An 18,642-nucleotide genomic window follows, 5' to 3' on the forward strand; every position below is an offset into this window, starting at 1 on the left:
TTGTTTGATTAAATTGTTAAAGAGCGTGCCTTTCGGCTAGGCGGCGTATATTACGCGCCTTTCGAACAATGTCAACGTTTTAATTTAACTTAATTTCGAAGCGAACCTCGAAGCGTTAATACGTTGTAAATCATTCTCAAACTCGCTGGGTAACTTGCGTTCCGTCCCGTGTCTGTGGATGCGCATTATAGGGATCACAAAAGTATTGGCAAGCGTTTATTGTTAATTATTTAAATTTAATGACCAAGTGATTAATTAAGCAACAATATGAATATATTTCATTCAAAAAGGTAAGGGGTTTTGTGATTTCTTACTGCACGTTTAGGTAATAAACTTCTTTTTACAATACTCCACCTTATTAATACCTTGATAATGCTTATTAAAAATAGAGTAAATAACAGTTTGGATTCAAACTTAGATTCAAATACTAAGTGCATTAAAAACAAAAAATCCCCTCACCTAGGTGAAGGGCTTAAACAAAATAGTTAAAATTATTGTTTCAAGTCTAATTGATAAAAACTGACTTGAGCATAATCTCCTGCAGCAATACCTTTATTAGTACATTCTGATGAGCCTACATTACATTGATTGTAGTTACCTGCTTTGAAATACATCCAGTCAGTTGCATAACCTTCATCGTATTCATTACCTTGGTATTTACCTTTTGATAAATCGACAGAGAATGTTTTCACTACTTCATTTGCTTCACCGACATTTTTAACAAAAGTAAGGTTCATAACGCTATTTTTAACATTTATATCATATGAAAAAACTTCACCTAATTTAATGCCATCAGTTGGTTCAGGTGATCCTGTGCGTAAATTGTAAGCACCAAATACGTTATGATAGATATCTTTACGTTTAGAGCGATTCTCACCTGTCGCGTTTATTTCATATCTCCAATACAAAGAACCATATTCTTGACCAGGTAATTTACGATAAACAATCTTTAAAGGTTCATTGGTTGAACCATGGATTTGACCAATTACAGTTGAAAATGCACCGTTCTTTTTATCGTTGCCACTTGTACTTACCCAATCTACAGAAAGCGTTGCAGATAATTCACCACCAACAGCTCCATAAGATGCAGCATCAGGATTAGATGCAATGGTAAAGTTATTTTTTGGATCACCGTAATCTGTCGCTAACATTGCACGCAATTCACTTCGTGCATTTTTACTATTTGGAGTTGTCATTGCTTTATTAGGCGTTTTAAATACCATTGCCCCTGTTTCTTTATCGGTATAGAACCAGTCAGGGTTTGAAAATGGTTTTTCTTGATTACTTAAATCGTGGACATAAATTTCCATCACTTTACCAGCACGCTCTGGTTTATCATCTTCCATTGGAATGTTCAGCTTCCATTTACTCAAATCAAAGTTTTGAGCCGGTGCTTTTGTTGGATCTAACTTAGCCATTAATGCAATTGTATTTTTTGTGGGCTGCCCAGCTGTTGCTTTTGGTGCTTCACCATTACTTGCACAACCAGCAAGAAGGCCTGCAACCATTACGCTTAAATAGATTTTTTTCATTGAAGTGCCTTTATTATTATAATTTGTATGCAAATTCTATAAGAATAGTTACCGAGAATATGTGATCTTATTGGCAGGCTAATAAAATACTATATACACATCTAATTTCAATAGAGCTGTTAATGAGGAGGTAAAAAGAATAATGGTAGATGTTTAAGGTTAATGTATTGAAGTTCAATATTAATTAAAAAGGAGCCAGAGCTCCCTTATGTATAGCTATTATGATTATTTTTCGTAAAGGCAAAGGTAAGCAGTTTGTACTGTTACTTTTACATTAAAACTTGTATTTGCAGGCACTTCAAACGTTTCACCTGCATTGAATGTAGTCCATTCAGGATAACCTGGAAATTGAATCGTTAGGTTTCCACTAACAACAGTCATATATTCTTTTGCACCTGCATCAAACGTGTATTCACCCACTTCCATAACACCAACAGTTGCCGGTAACGTCTCACTTTGGAATGCGATTGATGTTACATTTCCGTCAAAATATTCATTTGTTTCAAAACTCATGTTACTTCCTTTTATATTTACTAGTGATACAACCGAAGCTGATTATGTCGAAGCGTGGTTTAAAACTCAACCTTACACGATTTTTAATTTAGCTTATTCGCCGCTTTACATTATTACGAGAACTATAAAGTTAATGATGAAGTTAATTAAATAACTATCCAAAAAAATCAGCGCTAAATATATAATTAGCTACTTTATTCCTAAGTACTTAATTGTTTGCTTAATAACTAGGTTGTTTACTCGGTTGTAAATTCTGATTGTAATAACTCAATTTGTTCCTGAGCCTCCATCCATAACATTTCTGCTTCTTCGAGAGCTTCTTTCACTTCGCCTTGCTCTTTTAATAAGTCAGTTAACATTTTTTTATTTTCTTGCTCGTAAAGCGTACTGTCACTTAACTGTTCTTCTATGGTAGTTAAACGTTCAGAGTAACTATCCATATTTTTCTCAGCAGCCGTTAATTGTTTTTTATAAGGAGTTAATTTTTTACGAAACTCTGCTTCTAATCTTTTTTGGTCTTTACGATTGGCACTTGCTGACACCGTTTTTTCAGTTGTTTGATCTGATTGCTTCTCAATACGTTGTTGATCTGACAACCACTGATGATAATCATCTAAGTCACCAGAAAACGGCTCTACTTTTTTATCATGCACTAAATAAAGGTCATCGATTGTGGTACGAAGTAAATGTCGATCATGTGAAACAACGACCATCGCTCCTTCAAATGCTTGAAGGGCTACGGTAAGTGCATGACGCATTTCTAAATCAAGGTGATTGGTTGGTTCATCAAGTAATAATAAGTTAGGTTTTTGCCACACTAATAAAGCTAAGACCAAACGGGCTTTCTCTCCACCAGAAAAAGGAGCAACGATATCAAAAGCTTTATCACCTTGAAAACCAAAACTGCCTAAGAAATTACGCAATGGAAGTTCTTTTTCATCAGGCGCGAGACGTGACAGATGTTGCATAGGACTTTCGTCTAGATGTAAAAACTCTAATTGATGCTGTGCAAAGTAACCTATTTTAGCATTAGTATTAATTTCAATTTTACCCGATTTAGGCTGAAGTTGATTCGACAACAACTTAACTAAAGTCGATTTACCTGCGCCATTTCTGCCTAATAAACCGATGCGACTTCCTGGTACTAGGTTTAATTTAATTTCATCAAGAATTAATACATCTTCGTAACCTGCACTCACTTTTTCTAATGTTAATAGAGGCATTGGTAACGCTTCAGGCTCTCTAAATGAAAAACTAAACTGATTATCAACATGCGCAGGTAATAAAGTTTCCATTTTTTCCAGCGCTTTAATACGGCTTTGCGCTTGTTTGGCTTTATTGGCTTTATAACGAAAACGATCAATATAGCTTTGCATATGATCCATTTGAGCTTGCTGCTTTTCATAAGAAGATTGTTGCTGCATTAACTTTTCAGCTCGTTGGCGCTCAAAACTGGTGTAGTTGCCTGTATATTCAAATAATTTATTTTGTTCAATATGAATTATCTTATCAACAATACTGTCGATAAAGTCTCGGTCATGAGAAATAAGAATTAATGTGCCTTGATATTGATGCAACCATTTTTCAAGCCAAATAACGGCATCTAAGTCTAGGTGATTGGTTGGTTCATCAAGTAATAAAAGGTCAGATGGACAAAGCAATGCTTGTGCTAAGTTTAATCGCATACGCCAACCACCAGAAAAGTCACTCACTGGGCGCCCTTGTGCTTGTTCACTAAAACCCAGACCGGCTAACAATTCTGCCGCTCTTGATTCAATGGTATAACCACCTGCATTATCAAGTTGGATATGCATTTCGGCTATTTTAGTTCCATTATCATCCGCTTCCGCTTGAGCGAGCTTAGCTTGTAACTCCCGAAAATAACGGTCACCATCAATAACATACTGTAATGCATTAGTGTCTAAAGCAGGTGTTTCCTGTGCAACACTAGCTAATCGCCAATGATGAGGGATCGTTAAGTCACCCGCATCAACTTGATGATCTTGTTTTAATAAAGTAAAAAAACTGGATTTACCACAGCCATTCGCTCCTACCAAGCCTACTTTTTGTTTTGGATTAATTGTCGCACTGGCATTTTCAAGTAAAGGTTTTCCGCCACGAATGAATTCAATATTAGTTGCAACAATCATAATTTCAGGATCTCAATATAGATGGGATAAATTAGAGCAAGATAATAACGAACTTTGCAAACTTGAGCCATAGCTACTGTAAATGAACAGCGATTTGTTTATCATTACGTACTTTTTATTATTTGTGATTTTTTATATGCCAGTATCCAAAAACAAAAAACGCTTTATTGCAGGGGCTGAATGCCCGCAATGCAAGACTATTGACAGTATTGCTCTGACACTGGAAAATGCAGTTGAAACCTTAACCTGTGTTGCCTGTGGTTATACGCAGACACAAACACCGACTCAGGCTAAATCGGCAACTCGCCAATTTGAACATATGATTGGTGTTTTTGATCCATCTGAGCATGATAAAGAATAAAGAGAGATAGTAATGAAAATCGAAAAAAATTCAGCAGTTTCAATTCACTTCGGTGTTGCAGAAGTTGATGGTAACGCACTAGATAGCACAGAAAACGGTAGCCCTCTACAATACATCCAAGGTTCACAATACTTAGTACCTGGATTAGAAAAAGAGTTAGAAGGCAAAGAAGTAGGTTATAAATTTGATGTTAAATTAGAAGCTGAAGATGCTTACGGCCCATTCCAAGAAGAACTAGTTCAAGAAGTTCCACGCTCTTTATTTGAAGGCGTTGATGAAATTGAAGTGGGTATGGCATTTCAAGCAGAAACAGAACAAGGCCCACGTACTGTTGAAGTAACGGCTGTGACTGAAGATTCTGTTAGCATTGATGCAAACCATCCATTAGCAGGTATGGCGTTACAATTTGTTGGTGAAGTTGTTGCAATTCGCCCTGCAACAGCAGAAGAAATTGCACATGGACATATCCATTCAGCAGAAAGCCACACTTGTTGTGGTGGTGATTCAAGCAAACATGCTGAAGGTGAATCATGTTGTGGTGGTGCTGGGCACGAAGAGAAAAAAGAAGAAAAAGCTGAAGGCTGTTGTGACAGCTGTCACTAAAAGTAACCTACAACATTAGATTTACTGATGGTAAAAACATCAAATAATTACAATTTAAAATAATAAAATAAACTGCATTAATATGCAGTTTATTTTTATCCAGCAAGCCCCAAAACCCCTACCAATAGCAATTACCGCAAACTTCACTCAATATTTGAATTGCAATAACAATTCAAATAACGGTAAAAATCATTGTGATACTCACGCCACTTTAGTATCAATAAAAAATCAAATAACAAACACTGTAACCAAATTGTCACACTTGCTTGTTTAAATGCACTCGCTTCTTAAGAAGTACACATAATTTTATAAGAATATAAAGTGAGATATAAGATGAAAAAAGTTATTGGTTTAGTAGCTGCATTGGGTTTGATGGCAAGCCCTTTAACACAAGCAAATACAGCAATTACCGTTTCAGGTTCGACATCGGTTACCAATGTAATGGAAGTACTTGGTGAAACATACCAACAACTAACAAATCAAACAGTTGAAGTTCAAGGAACAGGCTCTTCTGCAGGTATTCGAGCAGCAAAAGATGGCACTAGTATGATTGGTATGTCATCTCGTGACGTAAAAGATAGTGAAGTCACTGCTGATACTAAAGAAATAGTTATTGCTCGTGACGGTATCGCTGTAACGATTAACAATAAAAACGCAGTGAGCAATTTAAGTAAAGAGCAAATAGCAAAAATTTACCGTGGTGAACTAAAAAACTGGAATGAAGTTGGTGGTGAAAATCGCCCTATCGTTGTAGTAACACGTGATGCAGCTTCTGGTACTCGTGGTGCATTTGAAGACATCATGAAATTAAAGCGTGAAGTTAATGGCATGAAAGTATCTGCAATTACATCATCTGCACAAGTAGGTAACGGTAACGGAATGGTTAAAACGATTGTTGCAAACAATCCTTATGCGATTGGTTACATTTCACTAGGCTCTGTTGACGATTCATTAAAAGCAGTCAGTGTTGATGGCGCAGCTCCTTCATCTAAAACTATCGCTTCAGGTGATTACTCAATTGCACGCCCATTCGTTCTTTTAATTAAAGAAGATGTTGATCCGGCAGCAAATAAATTTATTGATTACATTCTTTCTGAAGATGGTCAAAAAATTGTTGAAGCACAAGGTTATATCCGCGTTAACTAAGCAGTTTGTGGTTAGTCATTAACTAATGACTAACCACTCATTTTTTTAAGAGTATTGAGGTAGTGATGGATAGTGCAATGACAACCAACACATTAAAGTTGCCAGAAAAAGCAACAAAAAAACGCGACTGGATAGAGACAGTTTTTCACCTGTTATTTTTAGGGTGCGCAATGGTTGGAGTACTATCAGTTGCTACCATTGCTTGGTTCGTATTTCATGAAGGTTTACCCGCTTTTCAACAAGCAGGTATTAGTGAAATAATATTTGGTCGAGAATGGTTACCTCCAGCGCTCTTTGGTATTGCACCAATGATCGTAGCCTCTTTAATATCAACACTTGGTGCTGTTATTATCGGTGTACCTATTGCAATTTTAACTGCAGTATTTTTAGCTGAATTAGCCCCTAAGTGGTTAGCAAACTTAGTTCGTCCCGCTGTAGAGTTGTTAGCAGGTATTCCTTCTGTTGTTTATGGTTTCTTTGGTTTAGTTATCATAGTACCAATGATAGAAGTGCTATTTCACATTCCGGCAGGTAACACAATATTGGCAGGCATAATCGTACTTGCAATCATGATCTTGCCAACAGTTATTACAATTTCAGAAACATCTTTACGTGCACTACCAAGCACTTATAAAGAAGCAGCACTAGCACTCGGTGCTTCACATATTTACAGTATTTTTAGAGTACTTATTCCTGCAGCACGCAGTGGTATTTATACAGGTATTTCACTAGGGGTTGCCCGCGCAATTGGTGAAACGATGGCCATTATCATGGTAATGGGTAACGCACCTGCGATGCCTGGCTCTCTACTTGAACCGGCTCGTACACTAACAGCTAATATTGCCATGGAAATGTCATACGCAACCGGCATTCATGCAAGTGCACTGTATTCAACAGGTATTGTTTTATTAGTATTTATTGTGCTGTTAAACGCTAGCTTGTTATACCTTAATCACAAGAGATCACACTAATGTTAAACAGAACACAACAAGACAAAGTGTTACTAGGTGCCATCTGGGCATCAGCGTCAATCACAATACTATTTTTACTATGGGTAATGTGGCATATTTTAAGTAATGGTTTAAGCCACGTTAGCTGGGAGTTTATCACTGGTGCTTATACTCGTATTGGTGAAGCATCAGGTATCTGGGCAATGATTGTGTCTACCGTTTATATGGTTGGACTGTCACTATCCATTGCCGCTCCTATTGGAATTATGACTGCGATTTACTTAACCGAGTATGCAAAACCAGGTAGTAAAATAGTTAAAGTTATCCGTTTTTGTACAGAGTCACTAGCAGGTATTCCATCTATTGTTTATGGCTTATTTGGTATGACTTTCTTCGTGACAACTTTAGGGTTAGGCTTCTCTATTTTAGCGGGCTCTCTAACACTATCTATGCTTATTTTACCCGTGATCATTCGTACCACTGAAGAAGCATTAATGGCTGTACCAATCAGTTATAGAGAAGGCGGCTATGCATTAGGAGCTACAAAAATATATACCATTTGGCGTTTAATATTACCAAGTGCAATGCCGGGTATTATTACTTCAATTATTTTAAGTATTGGGCGTGTGATTGGTGAATCTGCACCGGTATTTTTAACTGCAGGTATGGTGACACAAATTCCTGAATCAGTTTTAGAATCCGGTCGAACGCTGACAGTACATTTATACAAACTAACTCAAGAATTATTTACACAATCCGAATGGGATCAAGCTTATGCAACGGCAACAATATTGATTGTCCTTGTACTTGCTTTAAACCTAGCAACTAAGATCATTACTAACCGTTACAACAAAGTATCCCATTAAAGGCAGAACAACATGAACAAACTTACAATAAATAACCTAGATCTGTTTTATGGTGAAAACCATGCATTAAAAGATATTTCATTAAATATCCCTAATCGTAAAGTAACGGCATTAATTGGGCCTTCAGGTTGCGGTAAATCAACCTTATTACGTACCTTAAACCGTATGAACGATTTAGTTGAGAACGTAAAAATAACCGGTGATGTCCATTTTGATGGTGAAGATATTTATCAGCAAAGTGATGTTAAGGCATTGCGTAAACGCGTGGGAATGGTATTTCAAAAAGCTAACCCTTTTCCTATGAGCATCTTCGAAAATGTTGCTTTTGGATTAAAAGCGCAAGGAGTTAAAAGTACCGAAGAGATTAAAGCTGTTGTAGAAGAGTCTCTTCGCAGTGCTGCATTATGGGATGAAGTAAAAGACCGTTTGGACAGTGACGCATTTGGCTTGTCAGGAGGTCAACAACAACGTTTATGCATTGCTCGAGCGATTGCAATGGAGCCTGAAGTTATTTTAATGGATGAACCTACTAGTGCATTAGATCCGATTGCGACGCATAAAATTGAAGAGTTGATGGATGAATTACGTAAAAAATTCACCATAGTGATTGTGACGCATTCAATGAATCAAGCAAAACGAATTGCAGATAAAACAGCATTCTTCTGGATGGGTGAATTGGTTGAGCATGGTGAAACTGACCAGATATTTAACAATCCAATCGATACACGCACTCAAGGTTACGTTAGCGGCGAATTTGGTTAACCTTACCTTCCCCCTAAAAACATATTTTTAGGGGGAAATTTATATCTGCTTACTTCAGAAAACAGCCACTCTAGTAAAAATAAGATCTAGATAAAACGTTTCAACACTTCTATAAAACATTCACTTTCACTAATAAATGGCGCGTGTGATGAGCATTCAAAAACCACTTTTTTCTTAGATGGAGACAACAACATTACCGCCTGTAAGTTTGTGATAGGCACTAAGCTATCATGCTCACCAAATAAGCTTAAACAAGGCATAGATAATTGTTCAAAGTCATTTCGTAAATCAACATCATTTAATAAATCTAATCCAGAAAGTAATGCTGTTGAAGTAGGTAAAGGTTGACCAGTTAATAATGATTTAATGGTCATAATATCAGATTTAACTGTGTCACTTCCCATTGCTTGCAATGAGAAAAATCGAGTTAATGTTTTTTTAGATTGCTTGCTTACCCCAACTTTAAAAGCATCAAACACCTCTTTTTTAACACCCCGCCACTGCTCCTGTTCAACAAATTTCATTGAAGTACATACTTGGATAAGTTTATCCACTCGTTCAGGAAAATGAGCAGCAACGTAAGTAGCAACTAAACCACCTAAGGACCAACCACACCAAATAGCGTGTTCCGGTAATTTTTGTAAAATAGTGTTGCTAATATTTGCCAAAGAGTAATGATCAACATCAGGTTGTTCCCCATAACCCGGTAAATCAACTAAATGCACTCGATAATCTTGACTTAATTGTTCTGCAACAATACTCCAAATGGCACTATTAACTCCCCAGCCATGAACTAAAACAAGATCACGGCCTTCACCAAGCACTTGATAATCAACTTGCTCATTATTTTGCTGTTCTATACTCACTATAACTTCATCTCTCTATAGGCTGTTTATTTGCAACACTTTTTACGTAATATCTACCAACATAGTCAAAGACTACTTGAAGCTTGTTTACCAAGCCACTGTTTGCTGTGTAACCTAGCAAGTAAGCAGTCACTGATTTGTTCATTTTGTCATGACGCCATATTAACAGAGAGAACTTATTGTTTGCACTGCGGATGTGGGCTAACTGCATCACAAGATTTTTGTGGAGAATGCTTACAACATCATTTTGATTTTCAACAATTACATGCTGTTGCGAGTTACCAATCGCCCTTTCCTGAATTAATCAAACAACTAAAGTATAACAATCAATTATTAGTGGCAGACCTATTAGGCTTATTATTAGCTGATTCCCTTAAACAACGTTATAACCAACAACAATTACAAATTATTGATTACCTTATTCCTGTGCCCTTGCATGCAAAAAAACAAAGAACACGAGGTTTTAATCAAACACAACTTATTAGTAATGCACTGACTCAAAACCTTCCCGTTAAAATCGCACAAAAAACGATAATACGAAATAAGTTTACTCAAGCTCAAGAAGGGTTGTCTCGCCAGCAACGAGCCTTTAATCTAAACAATGCTTTTTCATTAAGTGCAGAAGACAAAGCTGCATTAGCAGGAAAATATATTGTATTGCTTGATGATGTTGTAACAACAGGCGCAACAATTAACAGTTTATGCCAATGTTTATTAGCAGCGAAAGTTAAACGGGTTGATGTCTGGTGTATTTGCCGCACTGAATTGCAATAATATTACCGTTCAATAACCAACATTTTGAGGTGATTGATTGCTTATATAAGCATCTTTATTTTATTATTTACTGCAATATCACTCTTTGCTTTATTATTGCGTTCAATTCTCGCTATAATACCCAAGTAAATTACTCAAGCATAAAGGTTTAACATGATCGAAATTACACCAGTTGCACAAGCACACTTTGCAAAACTACTAGCGCCACAAAAAGAAGGCACTAACATCCGCGTGTTTGTAATCAACCCGGGTACACCAAAAGCGGAATGTGGTGTTTCATATTGTCCACCAGAAGCTGTTGAAAGTAGCGATACACGTTTAAAACTTGATGGCTTTGACGCATTAATTGATGAGATTAGCCTACCTTTCTTAGAAGATGCTTTTGTTGATCTTGTTGAAGAAGAAGCAGGCACTCAATTAACATTAAAAGCACCTAATGCCAAAATGCGCCGCGTAAAAGACGATGCACCATTAATTGAACGTGTTGAATATGTAATCCAAACACAAATAAATCCACAGCTAGCAAGCCATGGTGGTTTTATTAAGCTAATTGAAATTACTGATGACAACGTTGCCATCATTGAATTTGGTGGCGGCTGCAATGGTTGTTCACAAGTAGATTTAACGCTAAAAGAAGGCATTGAAAAAGAATTACTTGAAGAGTTCTCTGGCGAGCTAAATGCAGTACGTGACGTAACTGAACACGCTAGCGGCGATCACTCTTTCTACAAATAATGTCTATAAAGAGTTAGTCTAATTTGATGCGGTTATTTGCTTGATAGATAACCGCATAATAACCAGCTAAACCTAATACTAATAGCAACGCAAAAATCATCTCTCGACCTAATGCTAAAAACAAAATAAAGCATGTCAAACTAGCAAAGCCTGCAATCCATTTACCTTTACCCTTAAGCAATTTAACGCCTGCAATTGCAGCAGCTAAATAGATCAAAATAAACAAACCATTCGCATTAGCAATTAAAGTATCTATAGGTAAATGAATCATATGGGTAATTAACAACACAATGAAACACAATAAAATGGCCAAAGAGAGCCCTAGATAAGCCACATTATGCTTATTAGTATGTTGAAAATTTCTATAGATTTGCTGCTGTTGAGCCATACTTTGTAACAAACGAGAGAAGCCAACAAAATAAAGACTAATAGAAATAAAACAAGTACAGAAGCCCACTAAGTTAACTAACAAATAACCTTTATTTCCTAAACTAGACTCAACCAAATGTACCACTGAATTTAGGTTATTTTCTTGCCCACCATAAAACCCCATTTGTAATAAGCTAACACTAATCACTCCATAAACAATTAAAGTGATGGTAATGCCAATAAAAATGGTCAGCGGAAAATCTCGTTCAGGATGTTTAAAATCATCTGCAATATGCGTGATCGCTTCAATGCCTAGAAAACACCAAAGAATGAAAGTTGCGCTTAAAGCAATATGGCTAATATTGAATGCGGTATCAGGTAATTCAACAGGATAACTCAACTGACTATCAATAGAGGCAAATAATAAAGTACTTACAATAACAAGACTAAGTAAGGATTGAATAATGGCAGCCGTTTTTAACCCTAACAAATTAATCATTAATAAGAACAATAAAATAACGATTGAGATTTCGAGTCGAAGATCCATTTGAGGACTAATAAAATGCCAATATATTAATGCATTTTGTAAAAAATTCGCAGCCGTCATCGTGATCACAGGAGATCCTAGAGCAACAACCCAAATAAACATCCAGCTAACTAATCGAGCACTACGTTCTCCAAATGCTTGTTGTACAAAATAAGCTGTGCCACCTGCATTGGGATAAAACTTTCCTAATTGCGCAAAGGTAAACACAATAGGCACGATTAATATCCCCATTATTGCCCAAGCTAATAACGACCAACTGCCCGAGATTTGAGCGGCAATGGCAGGAATAATAAAAACCCCCGAACCCAATAATGCAGAAACCAAGATGCCGACACCCTGAGGTACTGATATTTTATGTGTTTTCAACGTCACAAACTCTCCTTAATTTGCACGCAGTCTACCACTTGTTTTCAATTAACTCAGTAGTGAAATAAAGCATCTTCACAGAAAAAGCAAAGCAACCATTGAAATAGAGAAATCACAAGCCACTTATTGAAATTCTAGCCTTGTATAACACTTCATTTATAAAAAACGTGCAGTTTGTCAAATAATGCGAGCATTTTATAAACAAATAAAGTAGAATGCGCCTCCCTCGCACACGGATCCATCTAAAGCGAAGCAAAATATTCAGAGTAAACCTACTACGCGGTTGATTCCGCGAAAAATTAATGGAAATGGTTCAATTAGCATTTAACTTGTTGAACTGATGTAGGAATAGGCTGAATTTAACGTGCGTTCGAGCAACGTACAGTATTTTATAAACTCATGAGGCCACTATGTCAGAGTCAGAAAACCAAGTAGAAAAAGCAGGACCAACTTTTAAAGAATTAAACTTACCAGAAGCACTTGTACAAGTTGTTTCAGAAATGGGTTACGAAACACCATCTCCTATCCAAGCACAAACAATACCGCACCTATTAAAAGGTGAAGATGTATTAGGTCTTGCACAAACGGGTACAGGTAAAACGGGTGCTTTTGCTCTTCCTTTATTAGCAAATATTGATGTCAGTAAAAATCATCCACAAGTATTGGTATTAGCACCAACTCGTGAATTAGCAATCCAAGTAGCTGAAGCATTTCAATCTTATTCTCGCCACATGCGTGGTTTCCACGTTATGCCAATTTACGGTGGACAAAGCTACAACATTCAATTCAAACAACTAGCTCGTGGACCACAAGTAGTTGTTGGTACGCCTGGTCGTATCATGGACCACTTAAAACGTAAAACATTAGATTTATCAAACCTACAAACATTAGTACTTGATGAAGCTGATGAAATGTTACGTATGGGTTTCATTGATGATGTTGAAACAATCATGAAAGAGATGCCTGAGAAGCACCAAACTGCGCTTTTCTCAGCAACAATGCCTGATCAAATCAAGCGCATTACTAAGCGTTACATGAACAACCCGACAGAAGTTAAAATCAAAGCTAAAACATCTACTGTTTCAAACATTGAACAAAAATGTTGGATCGTACGTGGTGTTAACAAGTTAGATGCATTAACACGTATGTTAGAAACTGAAGAGTTTGATGGCGTGATCATCTTTGCTCGTACTAAAACAGCAACCGTTGAATTAGCAGAACGTTTAGAAGCTCGTGGTTACCGCAGTGCTGCACTAAATGGTGATATGAACCAACAAACACGTGAACGTACCATTGCACGCCTTAAGTCTGGTGGCTTAGATATTTTAGTAGCAACCGACGTTGCTGCTCGTGGTCTAGACGTTGAGCGTATTAGCTTAGTAGTAAACTACGACATCCCAACTGATACTGAATCTTATGTTCACCGTATCGGTCGTACAGGTCGTGCTGGCCGTACTGGTAAAGCAATTTTATTTGCAGCACCACGTGAACGTCGTTTATTACAAGCAATTGAACGTGCTACTCGTCAACCAATTACTATTATGGACTTACCAACACGTGATGAAGTAACTCAAACACGTATTGATAACTTCCAAAAACAAATCTTCTCAACATGTGAAAGTGAAGATTTAACATTCTTCCGTACTTTATTTGAGCAAATGGTTAATAATTCTGAGATTGATGATACCGATCTTGCTGCAGCATTATTATTCTTGGCACAAAAAGAAAAACCATTACAGCCAGTTGAAGAAAAATTTGTAGAGCCTCGTAGCAATGATCGTGATTTTGCTCGTGGTGATCGCCCTCGTCGTGATCGTAACGATCGCTCTCGCGGAGATCGTCCTGACCGTAATGATCGTTCTCGCAACGAAGATAAACCACGTGGTCGCGGACGTCCTACTGACGTTGAACTTGAAATGTTCCGCTTAGATGTTGGTCGTGAGCATGGTGTACAGGTTAAAAATATCGTAGGTGCTATTGCAAACGAAGCAAACATCAACAGCCGTTTCATTGGTGATATCCGTTTAAATGACGATCACTCAACAATTGAATTACCAAAAGGTATGCCGGAAAACACATTAGCGCATCTTAGAGGTGTGCAAGTATGTAAACGTCCGTTAAACCTTAAAAAAGTCTAAGTTTAAATAAGACTTTATATCAAGGAGGCTAGCGCCTCCTTTTTTGTGCCTGTAAGAAAATTAACTCGCTAAACTTCCTCTGCTAATATTTTTATTATTCGCAATAAAAAAGGCCGATGACAAATATCAACGACCTTTAAAAGAGTTACATTTAATAACAAATATTATTTTTTAATTGGACGCTTCCAACCTTCAACATGACGTTGCTTAGTTCGTGCAACCGTTAGTGCATTTTCAGGGACATCATTAACAATTGTTGTTCCTGCTGCCGTTGTCGCACCATTACCAATAGTAACGGGAGCCACAAGTTGACAATCACTACCAACAAACACATCGTCACCAATTGTTGTTAAATGCTTATTTGCACCATCATAGTTACAAGTGATCACACCTGCACCTACATTTACACGTTGTCCAATCACACTATCGCCGATATAACTTAAATGCCCACATTTAGTGCCATTTCCTAGTGTTGATTTTTTCACTTCTACAAAATTACCGATATGTACATCTTCTTTAAGTACAGTACCAGGACGAATGCGAGCAAAAGGACCAATTGATGAAGCCTCTCCTATACTTGCACCTTCGATAATAGAATTTGCTTTTATTTCAGTGTTATCAGCGATATCACAGTTTTTTAGAATACAGCCTGCACCTATTTTTACGCCATAACCTAAGGTCACTTTACCTTCAATAATAACGTTAATATCAATATCAACATCTTGGCCACAAGTTAATTCACCACGTAAATCAAAACGACTTGGGTCACGCAACATAACTCCACTTAACAATAGGTCATTAGCTTTTTGACGTTGATATGCTCGCTCTAAATTAGCAAGTTGTAAGCGGTTATTAACACCTTCAACTTCAAAAGCATGCTCAGGTTGAACAGTTTCAATTGAACAGCCTTCTAAATGAGCCATTTTAATAATATCAGTGATGTAATATTCACCCGCGGCATTATCGTTAGATAGAGCTGGCAACCAACGACTTAAGTCACTTGCATTCGCCACTAAAATACCAGTATTCACTTCTTGAATGGCAAGTTGAGTTGGGTTGGCATCTTTTTGTTCAACAATACCAATAACATCACCACCAGCACGTTCGATACGACCGTAACCAGTTGGATCATCTAATTTAATTGTTAATAGTCCAATCCCACCTTGCGGTTGCACTGCAATTAATTTTTGTAATGTAGTCGCTGATAATAAAGGCACATCACCATAGACCATTAATATTTTTTCTTCTGCTTGGAAATGAGGTTGTGCAATTTGCATTGCATGCCCTGTCCCCAATTGTTCAGTTTGTTCTATCCAATTTAAACAAGGGTCAGAAATATTCTTTTGCATGATGTCGCCACCATGCCCATAAATTAAATGAATGTTTTCAGAGCCAATCCCTTTTACGGTGTCAATAACATGCTGCACCATGGGTTTGTCTGCAATTTTATGTAACACTTTTGGTAAACGAGAACACATGCGGGTGCCTTTGCCGGCAGCGAGAATAACAACACTAAGTGACATAAATAAAACTCCAGAAAATCAGAAAAATATTATTTTAACTGAATTACCGGCGATAGCGAATCACAAAGCAATATTAACTAACTTTTTATTTAAAAAAATAAATGGAATATCTTCACAGAGTGTGAATAATAAATAGCTTAATGGAAACACTATGATTCAATAGAAAAAATTACCATAATAGATCTTATTCTACTCAATAAAAAAATTAATGGGATGTTCAATGAAAGAGCAAATTTTAGCTGAAATGCATGTGCTACCAAGCATTGATATCGAAACAGAAATTCAACAACGTATCAACTTTATTAAACAGACATTACAACAATCTCATACTAAAACTTTAGTATTAGGTATTAGTGGTGGTGTCGACTCAAGTACTGCCGGTCGTCTATGCCAGTTAGCTGTTGAACAACTTAACCAATCAACACAAACAAACGATTACCAATTTATTGCTGTGCGTTTACCTTATGCAGTACAAAAAGATGAAGATGAAGCACAACTTGCGTTAAGTTTCATTCAACCTTCACACAGCGTGGCAGTAAATATTCAAGCTGGCGCTGATGGTATTCATCAAAGTACTTTAGATGCAGTAAAAAATAGCAGTATTCATTATTCTGAAGAGACTAACCTAGATTTTGTTAAGGGCAATGTTAAAGCGCGTATGCGAATGATTGCGCAATATGAAATAGCCGGATTAACGGGAGGTTTAGTTGTTGGAACCGATCACAGTGCAGAAAACATTACCGGTTTTTACACAAAACATGGGGATGGCGCTTGCGACTTAGCCCCTCTATTTGGTCTAAACAAACGCCAAGTAAGATCACTTGCAAAGCACCTAGGTGCACCTAGCTTACTAGTTGAAAAAGCGCCAACAGCAGATTTAGAAGAAAATAAGCCTCAGCTAGAAGATGAAGTTGCATTAGGTATGACTTATGACCAAATAGATGATTTCTTAGAAGGAAAATCTGTTGCTCCAGAGATAGAAGAAAAATTAATTGCCATCTATTTACGAACTCAACATAAGCGCCAACCTATCCCAACTATTTACGACTAAACACCTTAGTATTCAACGTTCTCAGTTGTATATGAATAGTTTCCTTATCTAATGGCTTAATAGAAATTAAGCCATTATGGTAAATTTATGCACTTTTTTTTCAGCAAATCATCAAATCACTAGCCTTAATAAGGTTTCTAATGGTAAATTATCTGCTCGATTAATAATTAATCGAACTCTATTTAACTATAAATTTTAAGGAAATGTAGACCATGAAAAAAGTGGGTTTAGTTGGTTGGCGCGGTATGGTTGGTTCTGTTCTTATGCAAAGAATGCGTGAAGAGAATGATTTTGCAACGATTGAGCCAGTATTTTTCACCACCTCACAAGTTGGTCTACCTTCACCAGAGGTTGGCAAGCCAACCGAAACCTTAAAAGATGCCTCTTCAATTGAAGAATTATCAAAAATGGATATCATCATTACCTGTCAAGGTGGTGATTACACAAACTCTGTTTATCCTGCGTTACGTGCTAGCGGTTGGGATGGTTACTGGATTGATGCCGCATCTTCATTACGCATGAAAGATGACAGCATTATCGTATTAGACCCTGTAAATAAAGATGTTATTCAGCAAGGTTTAGCTGATGGTGTAAAAACATATGTTGGCGGTAACTGTACTGTTTCACTAATGCTATTAGCATTAGGTGGTCTATTTGAAGCAGATTTAATTGAATGGGTTTCTCCACATACTTATCAAGCAGCTTCAGGTGCAGGCGCACGTAATATGCGTGAATTAATCAGCCAAATGGGTGCAATTGAATCATCAGTAGCTGCTGAGTTAGCGGATCCTGCATCAGCTATTTTAGAACTAGATAAAAAAGTAGCTGAATTTATTCGCAGTGATGCATTACCAACAGAACAATTTGGTGCTCCGTTAGCAGGCAGTTTGATCCCATGGATTGATGTGCCAATGCCTTCTGGTCAATCAAAAGAAGAGTGGAAAGCACAAGTTGAGGCGAACAAGATTTTAGGTACTAGCGACAAGCAAACACCTATTGATGGTTTATGCGTCCGAATTGGTGCAATGCGTTGTCATAGCCAAGCAATCACAATGAAATTGAAAAAAGATGTATCAGTTGCTGAAATTGAGAAGATCTTAGCATCACATAATGAGTGGGTTAAAGTTATTCCAAATGAGCGTGAAGTTACTGTATCAGAACTTTCTCCTGCAAAAGTAACAGGTACACTGAGTATTCCAGTAGGCCGTATTCGTAAACTAGCAATGGGTCCTGAATACATCAGTGCATTTACTGTAGGCGATCAACTTCTATGGGGTGCAGCTGAGCCATTACGTCGTATGCTGAATATATTACAAGAAGCTTAATTACAAAATTTTTTAATAATAAATCTTGTTAATAAAAAGGCCTCTGATGAGGCCTTTTTTTGTAT

The 18,642-nt window shown here is 37.1% G+C and carries 17 protein-coding genes; 11 read left to right on the top strand and 6 right to left on the bottom strand.

Annotation, left to right across the window (positions count from 1 at the left end; translation table 11 throughout):
• Positions 1–491 precede the first annotated feature (491 nt).
• The 3 genes from E2R68_RS11925 to E2R68_RS11935 form a co-directional block, all read right to left on the bottom strand.
• Positions 492–1,532: a polysaccharide lyase family 7 protein gene (locus E2R68_RS11925; RefSeq protein ID WP_134277911.1), complete on the bottom strand. Its 1,041-nt coding sequence runs from the start codon at positions 1,530–1,532 to the stop codon at positions 492–494.
• A gap of 225 nt (positions 1,533–1,757) precedes the next feature.
• Positions 1,758–2,045, bottom strand: a complete 288-nt coding sequence (ppnP, locus tag E2R68_RS11930) for a pyrimidine/purine nucleoside phosphorylase (RefSeq protein WP_134277912.1) — start codon at positions 2,043–2,045, stop codon at positions 1,758–1,760.
• 236 nt (positions 2,046–2,281) lie between these two features.
• Positions 2,282–4,195: an ABC transporter ATP-binding protein gene (locus E2R68_RS11935; RefSeq protein ID WP_134277913.1), complete on the bottom strand. Its 1,914-nt coding sequence runs from the start codon at positions 4,193–4,195 to the stop codon at positions 2,282–2,284.
• A gap of 136 nt (positions 4,196–4,331) precedes the next feature.
• Here E2R68_RS11935 and E2R68_RS11940 point away from each other — a divergent pair, with 136 nt between their 5' ends.
• The 6 genes from E2R68_RS11940 (at position 4,332) to pstB (ending at position 8,883) form a co-directional block, all read left to right on the top strand.
• Positions 4,332–4,556 (top strand): YheV family putative zinc ribbon protein, encoded by a 225-nt coding sequence (locus E2R68_RS11940; RefSeq protein ID WP_134277914.1) that lies wholly within the window; start codon positions 4,332–4,334, stop codon positions 4,554–4,556.
• 12 nt (positions 4,557–4,568) lie between these two features.
• Positions 4,569–5,159: a peptidylprolyl isomerase gene (gene slyD, locus E2R68_RS11945; RefSeq protein WP_134277915.1), complete on the top strand. Its 591-nt coding sequence runs from the start codon at positions 4,569–4,571 to the stop codon at positions 5,157–5,159.
• 333 nt (positions 5,160–5,492) lie between these two features.
• On the top strand, positions 5,493–6,305 hold the full coding sequence (locus tag E2R68_RS11950) for a phosphate ABC transporter substrate-binding protein (RefSeq protein ID WP_134277916.1): 813 nt from the start codon (positions 5,493–5,495) through the stop codon (positions 6,303–6,305).
• Between the two features lie 77 nt (positions 6,306–6,382).
• Positions 6,383–7,276 (top strand): phosphate ABC transporter permease subunit PstC, encoded by an 894-nt coding sequence (gene pstC, locus E2R68_RS11955; RefSeq protein WP_243834675.1) that lies wholly within the window; start codon positions 6,383–6,385, stop codon positions 7,274–7,276.
• Positions 7,276–8,121 carry a phosphate ABC transporter permease PstA gene (gene pstA / locus E2R68_RS11960; RefSeq protein WP_134277918.1) on the top strand — a complete coding sequence of 282 codons (846 nt, stop codon included), beginning with the start codon at positions 7,276–7,278 and terminating at the stop codon, positions 8,119–8,121. The genes pstC and pstA overlap by 1 nt, the downstream gene beginning before the upstream one ends.
• 12 nt (positions 8,122–8,133) lie before the next feature.
• The gene (gene pstB, locus E2R68_RS11965) at positions 8,134–8,883 is read left to right on the top strand and encodes a phosphate ABC transporter ATP-binding protein PstB (protein WP_134277919.1); all 750 of its coding nucleotides are present in this window, start codon (positions 8,134–8,136) and stop codon (positions 8,881–8,883) included.
• An 86-nt stretch (positions 8,884–8,969) separates the two neighbouring features.
• On the opposite strand, the gene bioH is transcribed toward pstB, so the two are convergent.
• Positions 8,970–9,749 carry a pimeloyl-ACP methyl ester esterase BioH gene (gene bioH / locus E2R68_RS11970; protein ID WP_243834676.1) on the bottom strand — a complete coding sequence of 260 codons (780 nt, stop codon included), beginning with the start codon at positions 9,747–9,749 and terminating at the stop codon, positions 8,970–8,972.
• Positions 9,750–9,779: 30 nt separating this feature from the next.
• On the opposite strand from bioH, the gene E2R68_RS11975 reads away from it, so the two are divergent.
• Both E2R68_RS11975 and nfuA read left to right on the top strand, forming a co-directional pair.
• Complete coding sequence (locus E2R68_RS11975) at positions 9,780–10,523, top strand: ComF family protein (RefSeq protein ID WP_243834677.1); 744 nt, start codon at positions 9,780–9,782, stop codon at positions 10,521–10,523.
• Positions 10,524–10,676: 153 nt separating this feature from the next.
• Positions 10,677–11,258, top strand: a complete 582-nt coding sequence (gene nfuA / locus E2R68_RS11980) for a Fe-S biogenesis protein NfuA (protein WP_134277920.1) — start codon at positions 10,677–10,679, stop codon at positions 11,256–11,258.
• A 13-nt stretch (positions 11,259–11,271) separates the two neighbouring features.
• Here nfuA and yjeH read toward each other — a convergent pair whose 3' ends face one another.
• The gene (gene yjeH / locus E2R68_RS11985; RefSeq protein WP_134277921.1) at positions 11,272–12,546 is read right to left on the bottom strand and encodes an L-methionine/branched-chain amino acid transporter; all 1,275 of its coding nucleotides are present in this window, start codon (positions 12,544–12,546) and stop codon (positions 11,272–11,274) included.
• A 404-nt stretch (positions 12,547–12,950) separates the two neighbouring features.
• On the opposite strand from yjeH, the gene E2R68_RS11990 reads away from it, so the two are divergent.
• Entirely contained in the window at positions 12,951–14,678 is a 1,728-nt protein-coding gene (locus tag E2R68_RS11990) for a DEAD/DEAH box helicase (protein WP_134277922.1), read from the top strand.
• Positions 14,679–14,842: 164 nt separating this feature from the next.
• Here the strand turns inward: E2R68_RS11990 and glmU are convergent, their stop codons facing one another.
• Positions 14,843–16,201 carry a bifunctional UDP-N-acetylglucosamine diphosphorylase/glucosamine-1-phosphate N-acetyltransferase GlmU gene (gene glmU / locus E2R68_RS11995; protein WP_134277923.1) on the bottom strand — a complete coding sequence of 453 codons (1,359 nt, stop codon included), beginning with the start codon at positions 16,199–16,201 and terminating at the stop codon, positions 14,843–14,845.
• Positions 16,202–16,421: 220 nt separating this feature from the next.
• Here glmU and nadE point away from each other — a divergent pair, with 220 nt between their 5' ends.
• Together nadE and asd are read left to right on the top strand one after the other, a co-directional pair.
• Entirely contained in the window at positions 16,422–17,252 is an 831-nt protein-coding gene (nadE, locus tag E2R68_RS12000) for an NAD(+) synthase (protein WP_134277924.1), read from the top strand.
• Between the two features lie 212 nt (positions 17,253–17,464).
• Positions 17,465–18,577 carry an aspartate-semialdehyde dehydrogenase gene (gene asd / locus E2R68_RS12005; protein WP_134277925.1) on the top strand — a complete coding sequence of 371 codons (1,113 nt, stop codon included), beginning with the start codon at positions 17,465–17,467 and terminating at the stop codon, positions 18,575–18,577.
• Positions 18,578–18,642: the final 65 nt, after the last annotated feature.

This window comes from Psychromonas algarum, from assembly GCF_004376845.1.
Lineage (GTDB): Bacteria > Pseudomonadota > Gammaproteobacteria > Enterobacterales > Psychromonadaceae > Psychromonas.